At 66.5% G+C, this 21,919-nt stretch carries 20 protein-coding genes; 9 read left to right on the forward strand and 11 right to left on the reverse strand.

Going from position 1 to position 21,919, the window contains the following annotated elements:
* The first annotated feature begins 9 nt into the window (after positions 1–9).
* Positions 10–1,014: a sugar phosphate isomerase/epimerase family protein gene (locus QFZ36_RS13985; protein ID WP_306637458.1), complete on the forward strand. Its 1,005-nt coding sequence runs from the start codon at positions 10–12 to the stop codon at positions 1,012–1,014.
* 441 nt (positions 1,015–1,455) lie between these two features.
* On the opposite strand, the gene QFZ36_RS13990 is transcribed toward QFZ36_RS13985, so the two are convergent.
* On the reverse strand, positions 1,456–2,463 hold the full coding sequence (locus QFZ36_RS13990; RefSeq protein ID WP_306637459.1) for a restriction endonuclease subunit R: 1,008 nt from the start codon (positions 2,461–2,463) through the stop codon (positions 1,456–1,458).
* Positions 2,464–2,530: 67 nt separating this feature from the next.
* Here QFZ36_RS13990 and QFZ36_RS13995 point away from each other — a divergent pair, with 67 nt between their 5' ends.
* On the forward strand, positions 2,531–2,977 hold the full coding sequence (locus QFZ36_RS13995; protein WP_306637461.1) for a C-glycoside deglycosidase beta subunit domain-containing protein: 447 nt from the start codon (positions 2,531–2,533) through the stop codon (positions 2,975–2,977).
* Here QFZ36_RS13995 and QFZ36_RS14000 read toward each other — a convergent pair.
* Positions 2,974–4,236 (reverse strand): ROK family protein, encoded by a 1,263-nt coding sequence (locus QFZ36_RS14000; RefSeq protein WP_306637462.1) that lies wholly within the window; start codon positions 4,234–4,236, stop codon positions 2,974–2,976. The genes QFZ36_RS13995 and QFZ36_RS14000 overlap by 4 nt on opposite strands.
* 107 nt (positions 4,237–4,343) lie before the next feature.
* On the opposite strand from QFZ36_RS14000, the gene QFZ36_RS14005 reads away from it, so the two are divergent.
* The 7 genes from QFZ36_RS14005 to QFZ36_RS14035 all read left to right on the forward strand — a co-directional run bounded on the left by QFZ36_RS14005 (position 4,344) and on the right by QFZ36_RS14035 (position 12,056).
* On the forward strand, positions 4,344–5,384 hold the full coding sequence (locus QFZ36_RS14005) for a Gfo/Idh/MocA family protein (protein ID WP_306637464.1): 1,041 nt from the start codon (positions 4,344–4,346) through the stop codon (positions 5,382–5,384).
* Positions 5,381–6,175, forward strand: a complete 795-nt coding sequence (locus tag QFZ36_RS14010) for a hypothetical protein (protein WP_306637466.1) — start codon at positions 5,381–5,383, stop codon at positions 6,173–6,175. The genes QFZ36_RS14005 and QFZ36_RS14010 overlap by 4 nt, the downstream gene beginning before the upstream one ends.
* A 186-nt stretch (positions 6,176–6,361) precedes the next feature.
* On the forward strand, positions 6,362–7,843 hold the full coding sequence (locus QFZ36_RS14015) for an MFS transporter (protein WP_306637468.1): 1,482 nt from the start codon (positions 6,362–6,364) through the stop codon (positions 7,841–7,843).
* 16 nt (positions 7,844–7,859) lie between these two features.
* Positions 7,860–9,437 carry a GMC oxidoreductase gene (locus QFZ36_RS14020; RefSeq protein WP_306637470.1) on the forward strand — a complete coding sequence of 526 codons (1,578 nt, stop codon included), beginning with the start codon at positions 7,860–7,862 and terminating at the stop codon, positions 9,435–9,437.
* A gap of 65 nt (positions 9,438–9,502) precedes the next feature.
* Complete coding sequence (locus QFZ36_RS14025) at positions 9,503–10,465, forward strand: LysR family transcriptional regulator (RefSeq protein ID WP_306637471.1); 963 nt, start codon at positions 9,503–9,505, stop codon at positions 10,463–10,465.
* A 132-nt stretch (positions 10,466–10,597) separates the two neighbouring features.
* Positions 10,598–11,161 carry a DoxX family protein gene (locus QFZ36_RS14030; protein WP_306637473.1) on the forward strand — a complete coding sequence of 188 codons (564 nt, stop codon included), beginning with the start codon at positions 10,598–10,600 and terminating at the stop codon, positions 11,159–11,161.
* A gap of 112 nt (positions 11,162–11,273) precedes the next feature.
* Entirely contained in the window at positions 11,274–12,056 is a 783-nt protein-coding gene (locus QFZ36_RS14035; RefSeq protein WP_306637475.1) for an SDR family NAD(P)-dependent oxidoreductase, read from the forward strand.
* 92 nt (positions 12,057–12,148) lie between these two features.
* Here QFZ36_RS14035 and QFZ36_RS14040 read toward each other — a convergent pair whose 3' ends face one another.
* The 9 genes from QFZ36_RS14040 to QFZ36_RS14080 all read right to left on the reverse strand — a co-directional run bounded on the left by QFZ36_RS14040 (position 12,149) and on the right by QFZ36_RS14080 (position 21,918).
* Positions 12,149–12,919, reverse strand: a complete 771-nt coding sequence (locus tag QFZ36_RS14040) for an SDR family NAD(P)-dependent oxidoreductase (protein ID WP_306637476.1) — start codon at positions 12,917–12,919, stop codon at positions 12,149–12,151.
* 1 nt (position 12,920) lies between these two features.
* Positions 12,921–13,919, reverse strand: a complete 999-nt coding sequence (locus QFZ36_RS14045) for a fumarylacetoacetate hydrolase family protein (protein WP_306637477.1) — start codon at positions 13,917–13,919, stop codon at positions 12,921–12,923.
* An 11-nt stretch (positions 13,920–13,930) separates the two neighbouring features.
* Positions 13,931–15,004 carry an amidohydrolase family protein gene (locus tag QFZ36_RS14050; protein ID WP_306637479.1) on the reverse strand — a complete coding sequence of 358 codons (1,074 nt, stop codon included), beginning with the start codon at positions 15,002–15,004 and terminating at the stop codon, positions 13,931–13,933.
* Positions 15,001–16,125, reverse strand: a complete 1,125-nt coding sequence (locus QFZ36_RS14055; RefSeq protein WP_306637480.1) for an FAD-dependent monooxygenase — start codon at positions 16,123–16,125, stop codon at positions 15,001–15,003. Before QFZ36_RS14055 ends, QFZ36_RS14050 begins: the two co-directional genes overlap by 4 nt.
* 59 nt (positions 16,126–16,184) lie before the next feature.
* On the reverse strand, positions 16,185–17,222 hold the full coding sequence (locus QFZ36_RS14060; protein WP_306637482.1) for a cyclase family protein: 1,038 nt from the start codon (positions 17,220–17,222) through the stop codon (positions 16,185–16,187).
* Positions 17,219–18,181, reverse strand: a complete 963-nt coding sequence (locus QFZ36_RS14065; RefSeq protein ID WP_306637483.1) for a fumarylacetoacetate hydrolase family protein — start codon at positions 18,179–18,181, stop codon at positions 17,219–17,221. The genes QFZ36_RS14060 and QFZ36_RS14065 overlap by 4 nt, the downstream gene beginning before the upstream one ends.
* A gap of 6 nt (positions 18,182–18,187) precedes the next feature.
* Positions 18,188–19,207: a VOC family protein gene (locus QFZ36_RS14070; RefSeq protein ID WP_306637485.1), complete on the reverse strand. Its 1,020-nt coding sequence runs from the start codon at positions 19,205–19,207 to the stop codon at positions 18,188–18,190.
* Between the two features lie 252 nt (positions 19,208–19,459).
* Entirely contained in the window at positions 19,460–20,644 is a 1,185-nt protein-coding gene (locus QFZ36_RS14075) for an ABC transporter substrate-binding protein (RefSeq protein ID WP_306637487.1), read from the reverse strand.
* 317 nt (positions 20,645–20,961) lie between these two features.
* The gene (locus QFZ36_RS14080) at positions 20,962–21,918 is read right to left on the reverse strand and encodes a polysaccharide deacetylase family protein (RefSeq protein ID WP_306637488.1); all 957 of its coding nucleotides are present in this window, start codon (positions 21,916–21,918) and stop codon (positions 20,962–20,964) included.
* Position 21,919 lies beyond the last annotated feature (1 nt).

Here is a 21,919-nt window from a genome sequence, read left to right on the forward strand (position 1 = left end):
GGGAAGTACATGGCACGACCGATTACCTTGTTCACCGGCCAGTGGGCCGACCTGCCGTTTGAGGAGGTGGCCCGGCTCGCCGGCGAGTGGGGCTACGACGGGCTGGAAATCGCGTGCTGGGGTGACCACCTGGACCCCTGGCGCTGGGACGACGACGCCTATGTCCAGGGAAAGCTCGACATCCTGGAACGGCACGGACTTAAGGTGTGGACCATTTCCAACCACCTTAAGGGCCAGGCCGTGTGCGATGACCCCATCGACGAACGGCACCGCGGCATCCTGCCCGACGTGGTGTGGGGCGACGGCGATCCCGAGGGGGTGCGCCGCCGCGCCGCCGAGGAAATGAAGAACACCGCCCGGCTCGCTGCCAAGCTCGGCGTGAAGACGGTGACGGGGTTTACGGGCTCCTCCATCTGGAAGTACGTGGCAATGTTCCCGCCCGCCTCCGAGAAGATGGTGGACGCCGGCTACCAGGACTTTGCCGACCGGTGGAACCCCATTCTCGACGTCTTTGACGAGGTGGGCGTCCGGTTCGCCCATGAGGTTCATCCCTCCGAGATCGCCTACGACTACTGGACCACCCAACGCGCGCTGGAGGCGATTGGACACCGCGAAGCCTTTGGGTTGAATTGGGATCCGAGCCACATGGTGTGGCAGGACATCGATCCCGTGGGGTTCCTGTGGGACTTCAAGGACCGCATCTACCACGTGCACTGCAAGGACACGAAGAAGCGTCTGGCCAACGGGCGCAACGGCCGGCTCTCATCCCACCTGCCTTGGGCGGACCCACGGCGGGGCTGGGATTTCATCTCCACCGGCCACGGCGATGTCCCCTGGGAAGATGCGTTCCGGATGCTGAATTCCATCAACTACCGCGGCCCCCTGTCGGTGGAGTGGGAGGACGCCGGTATGGACAGGCTGGACGGCGCCCCCGAGGCACTGGCGTTCGTGCGCCGGCTCTCCAGCTACGAGCCTTCCGCGGCGGCTTTCGACGCCGCTTTCAGCACCAAGTAATTCCAGACAAGAAGGCCGGCCCCGCGGGGCCGGCCTTCTTGTGTTTCTTCAGCCGGTGATTGAGCCTGTCGAAATCAGGGGTTGCCAGGACAAAACAGGTGTAAATCCCGGGTTATGAGCGTTCCGGCCATTGCCTGCGGATCCACACCGGGGACGCTCCATCACCTCCTGCAGCAAATCGGGCAACCCTCCATCACCTTCAAGATCTCACGGCCTTGCCGTCACGCTGCCGCTGCAGCACGGCCGTCGGACTTCAACAGGAACTGATGGAGTGATGCGCCAAAAGCCGCAGGAGCTGATGGAGGCTTGCAAGGGAAGCCGCAAAACCCTGATGGCGCCTTCAGGTGCAGGGCCCGCAAGGATTCCAAAGCTACGGCTCCGCAAGCACCCCTGTCACCCTCGGCTTGGAAGGCTTATCGAAATCGCGGGGGTGGGACAGGCTCAACCACCAACAGGGGTTTCGGCGGGCTCAATCAACGCTGCCTCCGCCATGGCCAGGTGCCTTCGCGTCATCTCCGTGGGGTCGTCCTGGAGCCACTCGTGGCCGCCCCACTCGCTGGTGAGCGTGCCGCTGAAGCCGTTCCGGCCCAGGAGGCCGCCCAGGTCACGCAGCGGCTCCGTGACCCGCCCGCCGTCGTCGTCCAGGTCCCAGAACTTCAGGTGGAAGGCGCCCACCATGGGGAGGATGCCCTGCAGGTCCGCCGCATCGCTGCGGCCAAAGCGGATGAGCAGGTTCATATAGAGGGTGTGGATCGGCGGGGGCACGTTTCCTGAGCGGAGCAGGGCGGTGACGGCGTCGATGGTGGCGGGATCGCGCCAGTCATTCTCGAGCCGCCTCATGAAGTCCTGGGGCATGCCGCCCTGGCGAAGTTTCTCCAGGTAGGTGACGGGAAGGGCGGGCATCAGCATGCTGACGTCCACGAGCACCCGCACGTGGTCATCTCCGAGCGCGTCTATCGCTTCGAGGGCAGGTTCGACGGCGGGGCTGCCGGGGGCCTGCTGCCCCTGGATTTCCTCAAACAGCACCAGGTCGAGCTCATGCAGCAGCGGCTGGACCAGCGTGAGCAATTCGGTGCCGGCCTGGCCGATCGGGAGCCGGATCCCATGCGCTCCTACCCGCTGCGCGGCATGGATCTGGGGTACCAGGAAATCCAGGCGCTGCTGCAGGGGGCGGCGTTCCGTCGGCGTGAAGTCGTCCAGGCTGGCACCCACGATACTGACAGATCCGCCCTTCGCTGCCAGGGCATCGCGTAGCTCGTCGACCTCGGCGTCGTGCGGAGCGGGAAAAGACCGCCATACCAGCCCAGGTTCGAGTTCGATGGTCTTCGCCACCGAGTCCGCGATACCGGTGACGATGTCATGGGCTGACTGGCGTGCGGTGATGATGTCCGGGGTCCAGTTGAAGGAGCTGGCGCAGAGGGTCCAGCTGCCAGGAATTTCGGGAGCCATAGGCGTCTTCCCCTTTATGCTTGTTAATGACAAACTTATGTCAGTTTTAGGATAAAGGATGGAAGCCATGTTGGAAACCGCTTTGCGCGAAGATGCGCTGACTGCCACTTCGGGAGGCTTTGAGCTCCGGCTCGGCCTGCCGTGGATCCGCTCCATGCCACTCTCCAGCATTGCCGGCCTGGGGGTGGAGGTGGACGGCGTTCCGGTGGCGCCGCGTGAGCTGGCGGTGGTGCTGGGACCACGGCATGTGCGGCTTGATGCGCTGGAGGCGGAGTCCGGCTGGTGGTTCGTGCAGGACAGGCTGGTCCTGGCGGGCCGATGCGCGCTCTCACGCGGCAAGCACGCCGTCGCCGTCGACTTCCAGCTGATGGTGCCGTACCTGCAGGCGCGGCCCGGCTCGCCCCTGGTCCTGCCGTTCCATCTGGAGGCCCGGCTGGAACTGGGCGGAAAGCGGGTACCCAGTGTCTCCCGCGACGTCGCCTCACCGGGCGCGCCCGAAGCTGTGGAATCTTAGGCGGGAACTGCGACGCGTTCCGGCGTCGGCCGGCCATCCGCGAACCAGCGGGGGAAAGTGGCATCAAAAAGCTGCTCGCGGGCCAGTTCGGCTCCACCACGCAGCGGCTCCCGCTCATCATTCACCGAGAGGGTGATGGTGAGGTCGCGGGTGGCAAGGGGAAGCGATAATTCGTAGACCCGCTGCCGCACCTCCGCCAGGAAAACTTCACCGGCCGAACCCATGGCCCCGCCGATGACAATCACTCCGGGGTTGAACATGTTCACGAGGGCTGAAATGGTTTCACCTGCTACGCGGGCCGACTTTTGCACCAGGGAGATGGCCAGGGAGTCGCCGGCCTGGGCTGCGAGGGTGATCTCCTCAAGCGATAGGTGACCCTTCCTGGCCGCCGCGGCAAGGGAGGTGTTGGCGCCGTCCTTGATGGCCTCTTCTGCGTCCCGGACCAGCGCCCAGCCGCCGGCAACCGCTTCCAGGCAGCCAGTCTTGCCGCAACGGCATTGGACGTCGGAGTCGGAGACGCGGACGTGGCCGATGTCGCCAGCCGCGCCGTTGGCTCCGCGGTGGATCCTGCCCTTCGACAGCAGGCCGGCTCCGATGCCCGAGCCGATTTTGCAGTAGATGAGGTCCGCGAGGGAGTCGCGCCGGCGGGCGCGTTCGCCAAGGGCCAGCAGGTTGGAATCGTTGTCCACCCACACCGGCGCGTTGAAGCGCTCCTCAAACGGCGTCCGCACATCGAAGCCGTTCCACCCTGGCATGATTGGCGGCGCCACAGGTTGTCCCGTGGTGAAGTCGACCGGGCCGGGAAGCCCCACCACGACGCCCCACGCGGGCACTTTGGGATGTTTCTTGAGCACGTCGTCGACGAGGGCCATCACGGCGTCGATGGTCTTCCCGGGCCCCTGGCCAATGTCCCAGGTGCGGTGCGCATGATCCACGATGTCGCCGTCGAGCGCGGCTATACCCACACGGATATGGGCCGCTCCAAGGGCGCAGATGATGATACGCCCCTGTTCAGCGCGGAAACGGAGCGTCCGTGGCGCGCGGCCGCCGGAGGAGGCCCCGAATTCTCCCTCGCCGAGGAAACCGATCGAGATCGCCTGGTCCACGCGCTGGCTGACGACACCCCTGCCCAGTCCGGTGACCTTGCCGATTTCGGGGCGGGTGGTTGCCTCGCCGGTTCGCACCAGGTTGACGATCCGCAGCAGGCTCGTCACTTCATCCGTCTGTGCTCCAAAGCGGAGGGTCGAGTCTGTCGTCATGGCAACAATTCTCACATACGGGAACCAACTAAGGCGCGGTTTTGGGCGACTATAGCTAAAACCTTCCTGACTTATGAATAATAAGGACATAAGAAAGGGCGGCGACGATGCCTTTGGGTGTAGGAATTATTGGGGCCGGGCCCGGGGTGGCGGCCCTTCACGTGCCAGTGCTGGGGCGGGTTCCGGACCTGTTCAACGTGGTTCACATTGCTGATGCGGGAAGCGGGCGGGCGCGGGGCCTGGCCGAAAGGTGCGGTGCCCGCTGGTCGGAGGGGGAAGCGGGTTTGCTCGCGGACCCGGCCGTGGAGGTGGTGGCCATCTGCAGCCCGCCCGCTGAGCACGGGCGGCAGATCCTGGCGGCGCTCACCGCGGGCAAGCGTGCCATCTTCTGTGAGAAGCCGCTGGCTGCCAGTAGGCAGGAAGCGGAGGACGTCGTCTCGGCCTGCCGGGCGGCCGGAGCCGTTCTTCTAGTGGGCACGAACCACCTGTTTGATGCCGCCTGGGGGCGGGCAAAGCACCATCTTGTTGCCCTCGAGGGCAGGGTGCAGGCCGTTTCCGTGACCCTGGCGCTTCCGCCGAATGACCGATACCACCGGCTGGTGGCCGAGGGCGGTCCCTTCCAGGCTGCCCGGCGGGGACGTCCTGACCTCAAGGATCCTGCTGTGGCAGCGGGCGTCCTGAGGCCGTTGCTGACCGGTCTTGCGATTCATGATCTTCCCGCTGTGAGGGACATCGCGCCGGGCATCGATGAAGTTGTTTATGCACGCGTCGTTTCGCCAATCGGCTACCTGGTGGGGTATCGGGCCGGCGGAGTCCTTATCCAGCTGGCACTCACCATGCTCCCGGAGGGGCCGGATGCCCTGTGGCGGATGAGTATCGCCACCTCCCATGACCGCATCGAGGTGAACTTCCCGCCTGCCTTTGTCCATGCCGGAAGCGCTGCCACCCGGGTGCGAAGCGTCGACGGACAGTGGACCGAGTACCCGCGCGATGAAGAAGACGGCTACGTGTCCGAGTGGCGCCTGCTTGCTTCGCTCCTTGAGGGGGAGGCCCCTGTCGAGTATGACGAACTGCTTGCTGACGCCCATTACGCAACCGACCTGGCCGATGCTGTCGCAGCGAAAGTCCTTGCAGGGGTGCCGCAATGAGTCGGGATCGCACGGTTCCTGTCTTCACGGAACTGCCGGCTTATTCAGCCGCTGTTGCCGAGCTTCCCCTGAGCACGGCAATCACGGACGACAGGCGGGGTGCTGTGGTTGTGGTAGCCGGATCCGGCGATTGGCGGATCGCCATCCAGGATGCCATGGCCGCCGGAGCCGCGGCGGTGGTGCTTGCCGATCCTGCAGTGCTTCGGCGGGAAGCTGTTGAAGCGGTTCCGTGGCCCGGGGACATTCCGGTGATTGTCGATCGTCCCCGCCTGCGTCCGGATGTTGTTGCTGACGCTCAGCGGGCACGGCGCGGCAGCCCGCCACGCCTGATCACTGTCGAATGTGCTGCCCCCGCAGCAGCCCTGGACGGCGTCATTCTCGATGGCTTTGGCTGGGCGAGGTCCCTGGCAGGAGAGCCACTCGCACTGCACGCATCCATTGCCACCGTACAGGGCAGGATCGCGCTCCTGGAGTCGAGGGACTCCGGCGACGGTTCGGTCCCGGCCACTGTGATGGCAACTCCCGTGGGGGGCGTTCACCCGGGAGGACTGCTCCAGGTGGTGGCCCTTGGCGAGGTGCGGACTGAAGTCACCCTGGACCAGCCGGCCCGGTTGGCGCGGGTGGAGACCTTCAGGGAGGAGGGGGCGTTACGCGCTCCCGAACGCTTTGAATCATCAGCGAGGCTGGCACTCCGCCGGGCTATCGACGCCTGCTTGTCGGATGGACCGACAGCTGACCTGGAGGAGCTGCTGCAGGACATGGCCCTGGCCCGGTCTCTGCTCGGTGCGTAGGCAGGCGGTTATTCCCATGTCTAATCTGAGCATTCTTATGTTGTTTTTAGACCAAAGTAAGGTAATATGGGTACCGGCGCCGGGGTTCCCTGCGGACCCGTTCTCCGTCGTGATGGTGCGTCGGGGGCACAACACGTCGCGTCGACGGCCCGATCGTTCGGGTAGATCACTATGCCACTTTCTCCTTTGAGACTCCGTTTCCTTGTTATTTCCCTGCTCTCGGTCTCCTTCCTCGGGGCCCTGGACCACACCGTGGTGTCCACTTCCCTGGCCACCATTGCCGGTGAACTGGGCGCACTGCAGCTGATGAGCTGGGTTGTGGTGGGTTACACGCTCGCCAGTACCGTGCTGCTGCCGGTGCTCGGCAAACTGGGCGATGTGCTGGGCGCGCGCCGCATCTTCCTCGGCTCTCTCGTGATGTTCCTCGCCGCCTCCTTGGCCTGCGGCTTCGCTACGGACATGTCCTGGCTTATTACCGCCCGGGTCCTGCAGGGGATGAGCTCCGCGGGACTGCAGCTGATGTCCCAGACGATTATTTCCCGCGTCACCACCCAGCGTGAACGGCCCAGCTACATGGCCATCATTGGAGCAGCTTTCCCCATCGCCATCCTGGTGGGCCCGGTCCTCGGCGGCGCCATCACCGATTACTGGGGCTGGCAGTGGGTCTTTTGGATCAACATCCCGGTGGGTGCAGCGGCTCTGGGCCTCGCGCTTGTCGCCGTTCCGCACCTGGAGCCGGGCCCGATGCCCCGCCGCTTCGACGTTGCCGGGGCCGCTGTCTTCACCACAGCCCTGGTGGCGCTGGTACTTGCCGTCACATGGGCCGCCGAACGCAGCGCAGGTCTTGCCACCGCAGCCGCGCTCACGGTGAGCATCGCCGGTTTCGTTGCCTTCTTTTTTATCGAGCGGCGTGCCGCCGAGCCGATCGTTCCGCTCCGCTTCTTTACCAACAGGACCATTGCGGCGGGCACGGCACTTTCGGCGATTATCGGCGTCGGACTCTTCTCCATCACCGCCTACCTGCCCACCTACTTCCAGATGGCGTACCAGACCAGCGCCACGGTGTCCGGGCTGGTGCCGATCGCCACCGTGTTCGGCATGCTGATCAGCAACCTGCTCACCGGCTGGCTGGCCAGCCGGACAGGGCAGTACCGGATCTTCCCGATCGCGGGAACCATGATGGGGGCCGCCGGGCTTCTGGTGATGGCGGTGCTGCCGGCCGGTCTTCCGCTGTGGGTTCCCATGATCGTGATGGCTGTGGTGGGAATGGGCACCGGGGCATTTATGAGCCTGATTGTCGCCGTGGTCCAGGGAGCTGTGCCGGCCAGCCAGACCGGCACCATCACTGCCACCATCAACCTGGTGCGGCAGGTGGGGTCAACGGTGGCGACGGCGGTCATCGGGGGAGTGATCGGCTTCGGGGTCGCGGCTCTTCTGCCGGCAGGCCTTGACGCTTCCACGCTGACGCCGCAATTGGTCCACGGGGCGGCGCCGGACATCCAGGCCAGCATCGCGCAGATCTACAGCTCAGTGTTCACGCCCATCTTCGTCGCCCTGGCGGCCACCTACGCCGTGGGAATTGTCGCAGCGGTCCTGCTTCCGCACGGCCGCCTCTCCGACGAACATGTTCCCGCTCCCAACGCCACTTCCGAATCCCTCTCGGCCTGATCTCAAAGGAGACATCATGTCCAACCCCACTATCGCCATCGTCGGCAGCGGACCCATTGGTTCCACGTACGCGCGGGTGCTCCTGGAGCAGGTCCCGAATGCGCGGGTGGTGATGTTCGAAGCCGGACCGCAGCTCACCGATGTTCCCGGCGAGAGCGTCCGGAACATCCTCGATCCCGCGGAGAAGGCGCGCGCCCGGGAAATGTCCCAGGGTCCGCAGGCCGGCGCCTTCCGAGAGTCGCTCGGCATCCCGGCAGCCACCGTCACCGAGGGCATGTTCACCGCCCGCCAAGGCACCCACCTCCTGGACTTCGGCGGCGCAGGCTCCGCCCACGCCTCCTCCTTCCCGGCCGCGGCTGCGGCCACCAACGTGGGAGGCCAGGGTGCGCACTGGACCTGCGCGACGCCGTCGCCCGCCTTCAGCGAGAAGATCCCCTTCATCGCGGATGATGAATGGGACGCGCTGATTGAGGACGCCAAGCGGTTGCTGCACGTCCACAGTGCCGCGTTCGCCGACTCGAAAGTGGGGGAAGCCATTCGCACCCTCCTCGACGAAGAGTTCGGCGCGGAACTGCCGGATGGCTACGGGGTGGGCACCCTTCCGGTGGCCGGGGACCCGCAGCCGGACGGGTCCGTGCGCTGGGCTGGTGCCGACGTCGTCCTCGGCCCCCTGACCGACAAGGACAGCCCGCTCTCGCAGCAGTTCGAACTGCGTGACCTCACCCTGGTCCGCCGGGTGGAGCTCGACGGAAACCGCGTCAGCGGGGTCACGGTGCAGGACCTGCGCACAGGAGAGACCTCCTTTGTGGCAGCTGACATCGTTGTGGTGGCCGCCGATGCCTTCCGCTCCCCGCAACTCCTTTGGGCCTCGGGCATCCGGCCGGCCGCGCTTGGCCACTACCTGACCGAACATCCCGTGGTGATCTCCACAGTGGCACTCGACGCCGAAAAGATGCAGCGGTACGCCAGTGAAGAGGACCTCAAAGCCGAGCTGGCGCGGCGCGCACTGAACCCCGCGGACCCTGTGGCGGCGGTGAACCGCATTCCGTTCTCGGAGCCGGAGCACCCCTTCTCCGTCCAGGTGATGTACACCGAGACCACGCCGTTCCCCATGGAGCCGGGCACTCCCTACTCCGAAAACCGCTGGGGCTACGTCAACATGGGCTACGGGATGCGCAAACACCCGCGCTACGAGGACGCCGTCACCTTTGACGACAACGAGGCGGACTACCGTGGCTTCCCGAACATGACCATCGACTACGCGCTCACCGAGCGGGAGGAAACGGAGATAGCCCAGGCTACGGAACGGTTGCGCCGTGCCGGCAAGGCCCTGGGTGTCTTTGTCGCCGAGCCCCGGCTCATGCCGAACGGCTCCAGCCTGCACTACCAGGGCACCATGCGCCTTGGCGCTGCCGACGACGGCACCTCCGTAGCCGATCCGTGGTCCCGCGTGTGGGGCTACGAGAACCTGGTAGTGGGCGGTAACGCACTGATTCCGACGGCGACGGCGATGAACCCAACGCTGATGAGTGTTGCCATCGCGGTGCGCGGGGCCCGGAAGGCTGCCGGGGAGCTGGGGTCAAAGGGCGCCTGACCTGGGCGGGTTGTAGAAGGTGGCCGGTGGCAGGGCAGGACCGGGGGCATGGATAACCTGTGGGTATGAAGAACCTGGACCTGAACCTGCTGCCCCACCTGCAGGTCCTGCTGGAACTGCGGAACATCTCCCGGGCGGCGGAGCGTCTCCAGCTCAGCCAGCCGGCCACCAGCGCGGCGATGGCGCGGCTCCGGCGCCATTTCGACGACGAACTCCTGGTCCGGAACGGCCGCACCTATGACCTCACGCCGTTTGCGCAGTCCCTGGTCCCGCTGGTAGATGAAGCGATGCTGCACATCCAGCGGGCCACGCGCATTAGGTCCGGATTCGACCCGGCCACCAGCGAGCGGGAGTTCATCATCGCCGCGTCGGACTACGTTGCGGCGCTGATCGTGGGCCCGCTGCGCGGAATCCTGCGGGAAGAAGCACCGGGTGTGTCCGTGGACTTCGTGCCCACCGCCGGCTCCGGGATCCAGGGCCAGATGGCGGATTACTCCAAGATCGACCTGCTGGTGGGCCCCACGGGATATCAGATGCAGGGAGCCAGCAAGCAGCTCTTCCGCGACAGCTTCGTGGCCGTGGCCGACGCCGGGAACCCCCTGCTCCAGCAGCCCCGCCTGACCCTCGAAGACCTGACCGCCGTGCCCCACGCCGTCGGCTATTTCGGCGAGGGCATCAGCACCCCGGCAGACAAGCTGTTCGAGTCCCGGGGCATCCAGCGCCGGGTGGCGGCCGTGGTGGCCGGCTTCCTGTCCCTGCCGCTCCTGGTCGAAGGTACCGACCTTGTGGCACTCGTCCCGCGGATGCTGGCCGGACGGGCGCAGCGCGGCGCGGACATCGTGGTGCTGGAGTTCTCCGGCGGGACCGAAGCGTCCCTGGTGGAAGCCATGTACTGGCACCCGTCCCAGGCGGAGGACCCGGCAAGCGTATGGCTGCGGTCAGTGGTCCAGCGCTCCTGCGCCCGGCTCCACGAGCTCTTCCCCGTCAACGCCCATCCGGTGGCTATCCATGCGGCGGATACCCCGTAGGCCCACGGCTGGTACCGGCTGCCGGAGGGGGTACCCTGCCTAATTCTTCCCGGTGACGGGGCGGTTGCTCAGTCGTAGACTCGGTGCTGAAACGAGCCGTGCAGCGACTCAAAAAACCCCAGGAGGACTGTTATGAGCAATGTAACCACCAGCCCTGAGGCGGCGGCCGCCGCGCAGACCCTGTTTCGGGTGGCTCTGGGAGGAGTGCTTGTCGCCCACGGATCCCAAAAACTCTTCGGCTGGTTCGGCGGGGGCGGCGTCGAAGGCACCAGCCAGGGCATGCACGCCATGGGGTTCCGCCCCGCTAAAACAAGCGCGGTCCTTGCGGGCGTAGGTGAAGCAGGAGCGGGCCTGGCCTTGGCCCTGGGGCTCGCCACCCCTGCCGCCGGCGCCGCTGCCGCAACCACCATGGGCGTCGCAGCCAGCGTCCACGCCCCGAACGGCTTCTTCGCCCAAGAGGGCGGCCTCGAATACCCGGCCGTGCTCGGCCTGGCAGCCGCCGCGTTCACGATCGGGGGCTCCGGCCTCTACTCGCTGGATGCGCTCACCGGCCATGTCCTGGACCGGCCCTGGATGCGGATCACCGCTTTGGCCGCGATCCCCACCGCCATCGCAATCCAGGTTTCCCGCCGGCGCAGGGCCCTGGCCGCAGACGCTGCGGCGCCGGCCGCCGGGACTGCGGCGGAAGACGGCTGAGCCCGTCCCCGCGACTATCCGCGCGGCGGATACCACCTAGACCCAAGACGCCGTTCCCCTTCCGGCCCGTCCCTGCGAAAGTCGAGGCAACACGCTCTCGGAAGGATCTCCCATGCCCGCTTCCAGCCCGCGACTGGCCGGCAAAACGGCCGTTATCACCGGAACGGCCAGCGGCCAGGGCAGGGCGGCCGCGCTCGCCTTCGCTTCGGAAGGGGCCTTCGTGGTGGGCTGCGATATGGACGACGACGGCGCCGCGGCCACGGTTGCGGCGGTCACCGAGGCCGGGGGCCGGATGAGCAGCAGCCGGGTGGATCTCACGGACGAGGCAGCCGTGGCTGGCTGGGCTGCGGATGTGGCCGCGGAGCATGGCCAGGTCCACATCCTGTACGCCAACGCCGCAGTCACCCGCTTCGCCCCGGTGGGGGAGCTCGCCTTCGATGACTGGAAATGGAACATTGAACACGAGATGGACGTGGTGTTCCTGCCGGTCAGGTATTTCTGGCCCCAACTGATCCAGGCTGCCAACAGTGCGATTGTCCTGGTGGGCTCCACAGCGGGGGTCACCGGCTCTATGACCAACGGCCGGCTGGCCCACACCGCCACGAAGGGGGCCGTGGTGGCGATGACCAAACAGCTCGCGGCCGAAGGGGCTCCCCATGGGCTGCGGGTTAACGCTGTCAGCCCCGGAATGATCCGCACCGCAGCGACAGAGGGCAACCTCCTGGCGCCGGATCATCCGATGCGGACCATCGCCGGCAGCATCCCGCTGGGCCGCATCGGCGCGCCCGAAGAAGTGGCCAAGTGCGCGCTGTTCCTCGCCTCCGACGAGGCCTCGTACGTCACGGGCGCTAACCTGATGGTCGACGGCGGCTGGTCGGCCGTGCTGCCGGGCTGATCCCCGTCGCTCCCCCAACTAGGTAGCGCTAAGTGTCGTTTTGAAGCTCCAAAACGACACTTAGCGCTACCCAGTTGGGATGTATCGGGCGGTTAGCGCAGGGCGTCGGAGACTGACTTGGCGCCGCCGTGGGATGTCTGACCGCCGTCGACCGGAATTTCCGCGCCGGTCACGAAAGAGGACACCGGACTGAGGAGGAAGAGTACGACGGCGGCCACCTCCTCCGCACTTCCGGTGCGGCCCAGGGGAGTCTCGGCCAGGGTGGCCTGCCGGAATTCCGGCTTGGCGCCCGCCGTCATGGGCGTTTCAATGAAGCCCGGGTGGATCGTGTTGACCCTTATCCCGCGCGGTCCAAGCTCCATGGCAGCCACTTGGGACAGCCCCCGCAGCGCCCACTTGCTGGCCGTATATGCCACGGGATAATGCGCGGTCAGGCCGGCGACAGAGCCGACATTAACAATGGACGTCCCGCTACCCATCAACGGCGCGAGCGCCTGGATCCCCAGCAGGCTTCCGGCAACGTTGACCTCATAGACCTTCTGCAGGTCCGCCACCGAGGCATCGAGCAGCCGGCTTCGCTGGGTGATGCCGGCATTGTTGACCAACCCGTCCACCTGCCATCCCTCGGATTGAATCCATTGAGCGAGTTCGGACCAGCCGGAGGCATCGCTCACGTCCAGTTGCCGGTACACCAAGGATCCGGCAGAAGACGACGGCAAACCCGCCAACCCCGCAGGCATATCCGCCGCAAGGTCGGTGGCAATGACACGAGCCCCGGCCTCCACCAGCAGGCGCGCCTCGGCAGCGCCCTGGCCCGCACCGGTAACCACCACCGTCCGGCCCTTGAGCTGAAGCGAAACCACCTTAGATTCCGGAAGGGGCCGCAGTGGCAACCCGGTTGCGCGGACGCGTCCGGGCAGGTACTCGGGTCACGGCTTCGCGCCGGGCGCCGACGGTGTTCTCGATGCTGCCGATGCCTTCCACGGTCATGCGCACCACATCACCGGTTTTCAGCGGCGGGGGAGTCTTCGCGCCGTTCCGGCCCCAGAGTTCGGCCAGGCACCCGCTGCCGCACGTGCCGGAGCCGAGAACATCGCCGGGCCGCACGACAGAGTCCTGCGAGGCGTAGGCCACCAGCTCGGCGAAGGGCCAGCCCATGTTGGAGAGCAGGTCCTGGCCGATCTGTTCTCCATCGACCTCAACGGACATGGAGATCGGCAGGAACCCCTCGGCGTCGTGCAGGTCCTCGAACTCGTCCGCAGTGACGATCCAAGGCCCCAGCGTGTTGGCAAAGTCTTTGCCCTTGCACGGCCCCAGGCTGACCTTCATCTCCCGGCGCTGCAGGTCCCGCGCCGACCAGTCGTTGAGCACGGTGTAGCCGAAGATGTGCCGGTGCGCCTCCTCCGCGCTCAGGTTGCGTCCGTCGCTGCCCGGAACGCGTCCGACGACGGCAGCCACTTCCGTTTCGAAGTCCAGGTCTATGCAGCCCGCCGGAATACCAATCACCTCGCCGGTGCCGGTCACCGTATGGGGATTGGTGAAGTAGAAGGTGGGCGCCTCGTACCACTCGGGCACCACGCCGGCCACGCCGTCGATGCTCTTGCGTACGCCTTCCACATGTTCCTCGAACGCCACGAAATCCCGGATGGTGGCGGGCACAAGCGGCGCGAGCAGCTGTACGTCCGCCAGGGGAATGGCGGTCCCGGAACCAATGACCTCACGGGCGAGTGCCAGCGTTTCCTCGAGCCCGGCGTCGAGCAGCGTCTGGACGCCCTGGCCGGCGGGAAGGGCAAAGCAGTTTCCGGCGTCCACAAAGCCGGACTGCGTCCCGCCGTCGTGATTCCAACGGGCGATCTTGACCATATGCGTGTTCCTTAAGGGTTGCGTCGGGCGGTCAGGGCGGCCGCCGCGGTGATGCCCAGCGTGCGTGCGTTGCCGCCCAAAACCTGGGTTTCGTCGTCGGCAGGGAGTCCGGCGGCCTGCACTTCGTCTACAGGGAGGTCCGATCCCATGTCGAACGGGTAGTCCGAGCCGAGCAGCACCTGCTCCGGACCGGCGGCGGCCACGAGCGCCCGCAGTTCGCTAGGGCTGTGGACGAGCGAGTCGAAATACAGCTTCTTCAGGTAGGACGACGGCGGCTCGGCGCAGCCGCGTGCTTCCGGCCGGACCTTCCAGGCGTGGTCCGAGCGGCCCAGGGTGGTCGGCAGGTAGCCGCCGCCGTGCGCGGCCAGGACTTTCAGGTCCGGGTGCCGGTCCAGGACGCCGCTGAAGATCAGGTGGGAGAGGGCCACCGCGTTCTCGGCGGGCTGGGAGACGGTGTTGGCGAGGTAGAAGCGGTCCAGCCGCTCATCCAAGGAGCATCCAAACGGGTGCAGGAATACGAGGGCGTCCAATTCCTCGGCCCGTCTCCAGAACGGTTCCAGCCTCGGATCGGACAGCTCCACGGTGCTGCGTTCCGGATCCTCCGGAGTGGCAGCGAACGAGCCGATCTCCACGCCTAGCAGGCCGCAATCCACAACGGCGTGCTCCAAGGCTTCGACCATCAGCGCGGGATGCTGCAGCGGGACCAGGCCCAGCCCGTTGAGCCGCTTCGGTGCACGGTCCACGAACTCCCGCACCGCCTGGTTGGTGGACTTGGCCAGTTTGAGGGCTAGCTCCTCACCTGCGAAGTAGTAGAAGTGCGACGGCGACGGCGAGACCAGCTGCACGTCCACGCCTTGGGCATCCATGTCAGCGAGCCGGCGGTCCAGGTCTGTCAGCTGCGGCCAGCGCTCCTTGATCATCCTGCCGGATGCGGCCATGGATTCGGGGCCGTTGCGCCGCACCTCCAGGGCCTGCTGGGCGCCGAAGCCTTCCGGATCCGCCTCGGCCACGAGCTGCTGCAGGGCCGGAAGCAAAATGTGGGCGTGGACGTCCACAGTGGGCGCTTGAACAGAATCGGTGCTCATGCGGGTTCCTTCAGCAGGGTGGACAGCGAGTTCATCAGGCCCGGCACGTTGGCGTCGCGGACGCCGTCGAGCATCCATTGCCCCAGCTGGACGGAGGCCTCGACCACTGCCTTGGCCCGGTCCTGGCGGCGGTCGGTGAATTCCTTCCACACGGTTTCGGTGAGGTCGTCGGCCTGGATCAGCAGTTCAGCCAGCACAGCCGCATCCTCAAGTGCCATGGCTGCACCCTGGGCAACCGTGGGCGGGCAGCTGTGGGCGGCGTCGCCGATGATCACGGTGCGGCCGCGGTTCCACGGCCCGTCCACCAGGTGGGTGGTGAACCACGTGTAGTTGATGCGCGCGCTCTGGTCCAGGTTGGCGCGGATTTCCTTCCACGGCCCGCCGTAGGCGGCGGCGAGTTCGGCCATGATGCGGGGCCCGTCCTCGTGCTTGCGCTCCTGGGCCTTCTCCACCAGGTAGGCGTAGATGGTGTCCGGGCCGGTGGGGCAGTAGCCGGCGATGAAGCATGGCCCGCCGTAGGTCAGGTCGGTGCGCACCACCTCGTCGGGCCGCTCCACGAAGGCACGCCAGATGCCCATGCCGGTGGGCTGGGGCTCGACGTCGATGCCGATGGCCTTGCGGACGGCGGAGTGCAGCCCGTCCGCGCCAATCAGGAGGTCGTAGGTGGCGGTGCCGCCGTCGGCGGTGTTCACGGTGACGGATTCGCCGTCGTCCGTTATGCCGGTGACGGTCCTGCCGTAGCTGATCCTTGCACCGGCCTTCTCGGCACGTTCGCGAAGGATGGCGGTGAGGTCCGGGCGGTACATGCCCATGGTGGCGGGAAGGTCCTCGCCGCCGGTGCGGATGTCCTCGAGGACCGCGATGACGGTGCCGGCAGGGTCCGGGGCGCGCAGGCCCAGGGTGCTGAACCCGTAACCCTTCGCCTCCACCTGGTCCCAGACGCCCAGCTGGCGGAGCACCCGCAGGGCGTTGCCCTGCAGGGTGATGCCGGACCCGAGGGTCTGCGGGGCGTCCGCCTTTTCGAGGATTTCCACCTGGATTCCGGCGTCGGCCAGGAGGATGGCTGCGGCCAGCCCAGCGGCTCCCGCCCCAACGATTCCGACGTTCTGTACTGCTGCCATCGCTGACTCCTTTGTATTGACGGCGCTACTGCTGGTGGTTGTTGCTGTTTTAACTGAAGCTACCGGACGGCGATCGGGTTGACCGGTGATCCCACTGCCCCGGTAATGGGAAGCGGCGCGGCGGTCAGTAGGAAGTCGTACCTGCCGTCCGCCGCGCACGCCTCCGCCAAGCCGTCCGGGTCCCACATCTCGCCCAGGAACAGGCCAAGGTTGGGGATCGCGATCTGGTGCAGGGGCTGGAAGGCGGCGTCGAACTCGTTCGGACGGACCTCGAAACCCCAGGTGTCGGTGGCGATCCCGGCGATTTCGCTGTGGTGCAGCCAGGGCGCGGTGCTGAAGGACAGCCCCGGGGCCGACCCGCCGGCGTAGTCGCCCCAGCCGTCGCGGCGGACCCGCGTGTACTGCCCGGTGCGGATCACCACGATGTCGCCCCGGCCCACGGTTGAGCTGGGGCCCTGGAGTTCGATGGTCCGCTGCAGGTGTTCCGGGGTGATCGCGAATCCGTCCGGCAGCTCGCCGTCGTTCCTTCCCAGCTCTGGGCCGAGCGCACGGCCGACGTCGAGCAGCACGCCGCGGGTCACGATCTTCGCCGCGGCGGTCTCGATCCCTGTGACGAGGTCGCCCTCGGAGGTGACCACGTCCCCGGCGGCGCGGCCGTTCCAGGCCTTGCCCTGGTCGAAGATGTGGCCCAGGCCGTCCCACTGCGTGGAGCACTGCAGTGGCATGGCGATCACGTCATCCGCGCCGCCGAAGCCATGCGGGAAGCCCTGGTTGCCGCGCTCGGCGTCAACCCCCGTGTCCGTCATGGTGTGCACCGGGTTGGTGCGGCGGCGCCATCCCTTCTGCGGGCCATTGGTGTCGAACGGCTGGGACAGCGAGAACGCCTCGCCGGTCTTGACCAATGCTGCAGCCTCGATGCGCTTGGCGGCGTCGATGAAGTTCAGCGTCCCCAAGACATCGTCCTGGCCCCAGCGGCCCCAGTTGTTGTGGGCCTGCGCCATGGCGCGGATGCTGCCGAGCGGGTCTTCACGCCGGATGACCGAGGAATCAGTTGATTCCCCGGCCCCGGTGGTGAATGCAGTGTCCTGGGTGGTCACGGCTTGCTGCCTTCAGTTGCCACTTCGTCCTTGCAGCGGATGAGCTGGGTGCCAAGGCCCGTGATGGTGCCCTCCATGACGTCCCCGTCCTGGAGCAGCCGGCCCCAGTGCTGTCCATTGCCGGCGGGGCTTCCGGTCAGGACAAGGTCGCCCGGACGCAGCGGCATGTTCTGGGAGGCCTCGCTGACCAGCTTGGCCACGCCGAAGATCATGTCCTGCGTGGACTCGTCCTGCATGGCCTTGCCGTTGAGCTTCAGCGTCACCTGGACGTCCTGCGGGTCGCCAAAGAACTTGGCAGGCACCAGCAGCGGCCCGGTGGGCAGGAAGCCCGGGGCGTTTTTGGCGCGGTACCAGTCCGAGCCGATCGCGGGCATGTCCTTCCGGAAGACGTACTCGCGGGTGGTGATGTCGTTGACCATGGTGTAGCCGAACACGTACTCCAGGGCTTCCTCCGGGGTGACCCGGAACGCCGTCCTGCCGATGACCGCAGCCAGTTCCAGTTCCCAGTCGTGGGACTTGGAGTAGGACGGCAGGGTGAGGTCGTCCGTGGCGGACGCGATCGCCGTCGGGAGTCCGATAAAGAAGTACGGCGTGCCCTGGCCCGCGCGCTTGTCCATCATGGCGGCGGTCTTGGCGCGCACTTCGTCCTCGTCCTGGCCCGGTTCGCGGTGCGCCGCGGCGAGGTCGATCACGTGCTTGCGGTAGTTCGCGCCGGTCTGGAGCACCTGCGCAGGCTCTACCGGGGCGAGGACCTCGACGTCGGCCAATGCCAGGCCTGTGTCCCCGCCGGCCGCGGCGGCGAGCGCGTCCAACTGGGATTCGATAGTGTCCCAGTGCTCGATCAGGGAGTTGATGTCCCCGTCCAGCGGCAGGACCCGGCCGCCGGCCAGCAGACCGGCGCGGGCCTTGCTGTCGCCGGCTTCCTGGAACCGGATGAGGGAATAGGTTGCTTCAGCCATGGTGTCTTAGCCCCGGCCCTGCTTGGCGTAAGGGTTCAGGAGGGCTTCCTTCATCTCGGCGGAAGCGCCTTCCTCCGTGGCGGTGAAGCCTTCCGCGGGCGGGAAGGATTCGGTCATGGAGTGCGGCATGGCGCCGTTCTTGTAGAAGTTGTTGGAACCGAGCGAAGGCTTCCAGGTGTTGGCTTCCCAGTCCGGGACGTAGTTCCGGTAGCCGCCTGAGTTGAGCTCTACGCGCAGGCCGGAGGGGTCGCGGAAGTAGAGGAAGTTCTGCTCGCCCACGCCGTGGATGGAGGGGCCGTATTCCATCGGGGTCCCGTTTTCCATCATGACGTCGGCGGTGCGGAGCAGGTCCTCGGTGGCATCCACCCAGAAGGCGATGTGGTTGACGCGGCCGGCGCGGCTGGAGGTGTCCAGGACGACGCCGAGGTCGTGGGACTTTTCGTTGGTGGTCAGCACGGAGAACACGGTGATGGGTGCTTCGTCCAGGTCCACGAACGCCATCACGCGGAAGCCCAGGGCCTCGTTGTACCACTTGGCGAAGCCGCGGACATCCGAGGCGGCGACGGTGACGTGGTCCAGGAAGCGGGGGGCGGCGGCGTGGCTGCTGCGGCGTTCCGGGCGGTCCGGGTAGGTGGACTCGAAGCCGGGCTCGGCCACGAACTTTTCCACCTCGTAGAAGAGGCGCATGTGGTGGCCGTAGGGGCCGGTGAATTCGTAGGCCTTGCCGTAGCCGTGGCCGCCGGGAGTCCAGGCACCCTGCACGCCGGTTGCTTCGATGCGCTGGGCCGCTGCTTCGAGGGCGGCCTGGGAGTTGGTGCGCCACGCCATCCGGCCCAGCGACGCTTCCGGTCCTTCGGTGATGACCAGGCTGTAGCGGTAGTAGTCGCCCCAGCAACGCAGGTAGACGTTGCCGTCCACACGGTCGACGATGCGCATGCCGAACTTTTCCTCGTAGAACCGTGCCGAGGCTTCGACGTCCGGGGTGGTGATTTCGAGGTGGGCAAGATGGGAGAGGGGAGTTTCCACGTTGAAGTCCTTCTGGTTACTGGCTGCGGTCGGTTTGGTGCAGGTCCTGTAACTACTGTGAAGTACTTCATATATTCGGGGAAGGCGAGTTTTTCGATATCAACTATCCGCCTTGCTGATACTTCAAGAAGGTGACGCTCTCTCACTTAATGCGCTTAAAAGGCCAACGCTCTCTCGCTTTCTTAGGGAAAGTGAGAGAGCGCTGGGGAAAAGGGCGCATCAAGTGAGAGAGCGTCCTGGCTGGCCGCGGTGTTACTCCTTGCCGAGCCCCGCAGCTGAGGTCTTCTCGCCGGAGACGCTGTTGAGGGCGCGCAGGTCGAAGATGCCGTTGATGTCGGCCTGCTTGGTGGTGCCGGCAGTCACGCCGTCGGCCAAGAGCTTCTGGTAGGTTCCGGCGAGCGGGTCAACGGTGAACACGATGTTCTTCAGCGACCGGTCGATCACGTCGGCCTTCAGCTCGGCGCCGGCAGCTTCCTTGAGGGCGGCGTTGATGACGCTGGCCTTTTCGCCGGCGGCAGCCTTGTTCAGCCACTCAACGGACTTCACGTGGCCCTTCAGCAGTGCCTTGACGGTGTCCGGGTGGTCCGCCGCGAACTTCTGGTTGACGATCAGGATGGTGGTGGGGAACTCGCCCGGCTTGCCGGACAGCGAGCCGTCCCACAGGTCCTTTTCGTCCACGAGGACCTTGGCGCCGGCGTTGAGCACCAAGCGGGAGGCCCAGGGCTCAGGCAGCCACGCGCCGTCGAGCTTTCCGTCCTGGAACAGCTTCAGCGTCTGGGCGTTCTCGGTGGGGTTGATGGCGACGTCACCGCTGCCGTCCACGTTGGTCTTGTAGCCCTGCGCGGTGAGCCAGGCGCGGAGGGCGACGTCCTGCGTGCCGCCGAGCTGCGGGGAGGCGAGGGTCTTGCCCTTGAGGTCGGCCGCGGAGTTGATCTCCGGCTTGACCACCAGTTGGGCGCCGCCGGCCGCAGCACCGGCGATGATGTTGATCGACTCACCGCCGCTCTTGACGAACGAGTTGATGGCGGGGTTCGGGCCGATGTAGGTGGCGTCGATCGCGCCGGCATTCAGCGCCTCGATCGCGGCGGGCCCGGCGTTGAACACCTGGGTGGTCAGCTTGGTGTCGCCGAGTTCGTCCGCGATGTAGCCCTGGCTGACGCCCACCAGGGCGGGGGCGTGGGTGACGTTTCCGAAGTAGCCCAGCTTGAGCTCGGCTGCCGGGTTTCCGGCGGGTGCGGTTTCCTCGGCGGCAGCGGGAGTGCTGCCGCCGCTGTTCACGGTGGCGGCGATGGCGGTGCCGCCTCCCACCAGGGCGAGGAGGACGGCGGCGATGCCGATCTTCTGGCCCAGGGGACGTTTGGGGCGGGCGGACTGGCCGGCCACGATGCGGGTGGAGCCTTCCTGGTTCTCGGAGCTCTTGTTCGAGGGGTCTGACATGGGGGATTCCTTTGCTGGGGCGGGGTGCTGAGTTGAGATTACGGAGCACCCGGCACCGCCACAATCGTTCCCGTCGCGGGCGTTCACGGGACGTCTCGAACGCTCAACAGGACGTAGCGCAGCGTTACGGAACGTCGTGGAAAGACACAAAACGGCAGGGCGTACGACGGCGGATCCTGGCTTGGCTGGGCTGCGGAAGGTCACCGCACCAAGGGTTCTTAAACGCCAGTGGAGTGGTACTGCCCCCGCCAAGGGTGCAGTACCACTCCACTGTTGCTGATCGCCGGGGCTGTTCTTTGTAGCGTCGCCCCGGCGGCTCAGGTGGCGGCGGCGGGCCTGGATTCAAGTACCCCCGCCGGCGTGAACTTTGCTCTCGTGTCCGGGAAGGCCGGCACCTCGATCCGCGCGTGGGTATGAACTTCCTGGACCGTGTCCCGGGTGTGTTGGGCGATCTCTTCCATCGTGGCCACCCACATGCCGTCCATCCCCTTGACCCGTTCGATGAGCCGTTCCAGCGCCACGGCTTTGGAGGGCCGGCCGGAGATGAAGGGGTGGTTCGTGAGGACGAAGCAACTACCCTGGGCGTGGTGTGCCTCCGCCTCGAGCGTCCACATTTCGAGGACCTTGGCCGGGCTCTCGATGACGCCGCTTCCGGTCACCCCGGGGTAGAAGGCATACTGTTCCCAGTCGTCCAGCGCCCAGTCGACCGGGATCTCCACGATGTCACGGGAGTCACCGGGGGCGACGCTGAAGCGGTAGGGGGCATCGCCGTCGAGCAGGCTCGAATCGTAGAGGAAGCCGCGGTCCGCCAGGAGCCCGGTGGAGTGCCAGTTCAGCTCCCACCAGGGTGCCCGGTAGCCCACGGGCTCCACGCCGGCTGCTTTGGCGAGCGCCTCCAGCCCGCGGTCAATGTACCGGGCCTCGGTTTCCGCGTCGATGCCCTGCATGGGCTCGTGGAGGTAGCCGTGGTGCGCCACCTCGTGCCCCGCGTCGACGATCCGGCGGACGGTGTCCGGGTAGCACTCGGCCGTGAAGCCGGGAACAAAGAACGTGGCGCGGATGTCCTGCCGCTGAAGGATCTGCAGCAACCGTGGAACAGCGACCTTGGGCCCGTAGGACTGGTGGGTCATCAGCGACATCCGGCGGGTGCTCTTGGGATCGTGGGCGATGGTGCAGGATTCGGCGTCGACGTCGAACGTGAAGGATGCTGCCGCGCGCTTGCCCTCGGGCCAGGTGATGGGGTGGGCGGAATCGGGAAATGCTTCGGGAGTCATG

It is taken from the genome of Pseudarthrobacter siccitolerans (assembly GCF_030823375.1).
Classification (GTDB): Bacteria; Actinomycetota; Actinomycetes; order Actinomycetales; family Micrococcaceae; genus Arthrobacter; species Arthrobacter siccitolerans_A.

Excerpts from the sequence above, each read along its gene's own strand:
- QFZ36_RS13990 (WP_306637459.1), bottom strand. The coding sequence starts at position 2,463 with ATGGCTCCCGAAATTCCTGGCAGCTGGACCCTCTGCGCCAGCTCCTTC.
- QFZ36_RS14005 (WP_306637464.1), top strand. The coding sequence starts at position 4,344 with ATGCCTTTGGGTGTAGGAATTATTGGGGCCGGGCCCGGGGTGGCGGCC.
- QFZ36_RS14035 (WP_306637475.1), top strand. The coding sequence starts at position 11,274 with ATGCCCGCTTCCAGCCCGCGACTGGCCGGCAAAACGGCCGTTATCACC.
- QFZ36_RS14075 (WP_306637487.1), bottom strand. The coding sequence starts at position 20,644 with ATGTCAGACCCCTCGAACAAGAGCTCCGAGAACCAGGAAGGCTCCACC.
- QFZ36_RS14010 (WP_306637466.1), top strand. The coding sequence starts at position 5,381 with ATGAGTCGGGATCGCACGGTTCCTGTCTTCACGGAACTGCCGGCTTAT.
- QFZ36_RS14025 (WP_306637471.1), top strand. The coding sequence starts at position 9,503 with ATGAAGAACCTGGACCTGAACCTGCTGCCCCACCTGCAGGTCCTGCTG.
- QFZ36_RS13995 (WP_306637461.1), top strand. The coding sequence starts at position 2,531 with ATGTTGGAAACCGCTTTGCGCGAAGATGCGCTGACTGCCACTTCGGGA.
- QFZ36_RS14000 (WP_306637462.1), bottom strand. The coding sequence starts at position 4,236 with ATGACGACAGACTCGACCCTCCGCTTTGGAGCACAGACGGATGAAGTG.
- QFZ36_RS14050 (WP_306637479.1), bottom strand. The coding sequence starts at position 15,004 with ATGAGCACCGATTCTGTTCAAGCGCCCACTGTGGACGTCCACGCCCAC.
- QFZ36_RS14055 (WP_306637480.1), bottom strand. The coding sequence starts at position 16,125 with ATGGCAGCAGTACAGAACGTCGGAATCGTTGGGGCGGGAGCCGCTGGG.
- QFZ36_RS14065 (WP_306637483.1), bottom strand. The coding sequence starts at position 18,181 with ATGGCTGAAGCAACCTATTCCCTCATCCGGTTCCAGGAAGCCGGCGAC.
- QFZ36_RS14080 (WP_306637488.1), bottom strand. The coding sequence starts at position 21,918 with ATGACTCCCGAAGCATTTCCCGATTCCGCCCACCCCATCACCTGGCCC.
- QFZ36_RS14045 (WP_306637477.1), bottom strand. The coding sequence starts at position 13,919 with ATGGTCAAGATCGCCCGTTGGAATCACGACGGCGGGACGCAGTCCGGC.
- QFZ36_RS13985 (WP_306637458.1), top strand. The coding sequence starts at position 10 with ATGGCACGACCGATTACCTTGTTCACCGGCCAGTGGGCCGACCTGCCG.
- QFZ36_RS14030 (WP_306637473.1), top strand. The coding sequence starts at position 10,598 with ATGAGCAATGTAACCACCAGCCCTGAGGCGGCGGCCGCCGCGCAGACC.
- QFZ36_RS14020 (WP_306637470.1), top strand. The coding sequence starts at position 7,860 with ATGTCCAACCCCACTATCGCCATCGTCGGCAGCGGACCCATTGGTTCC.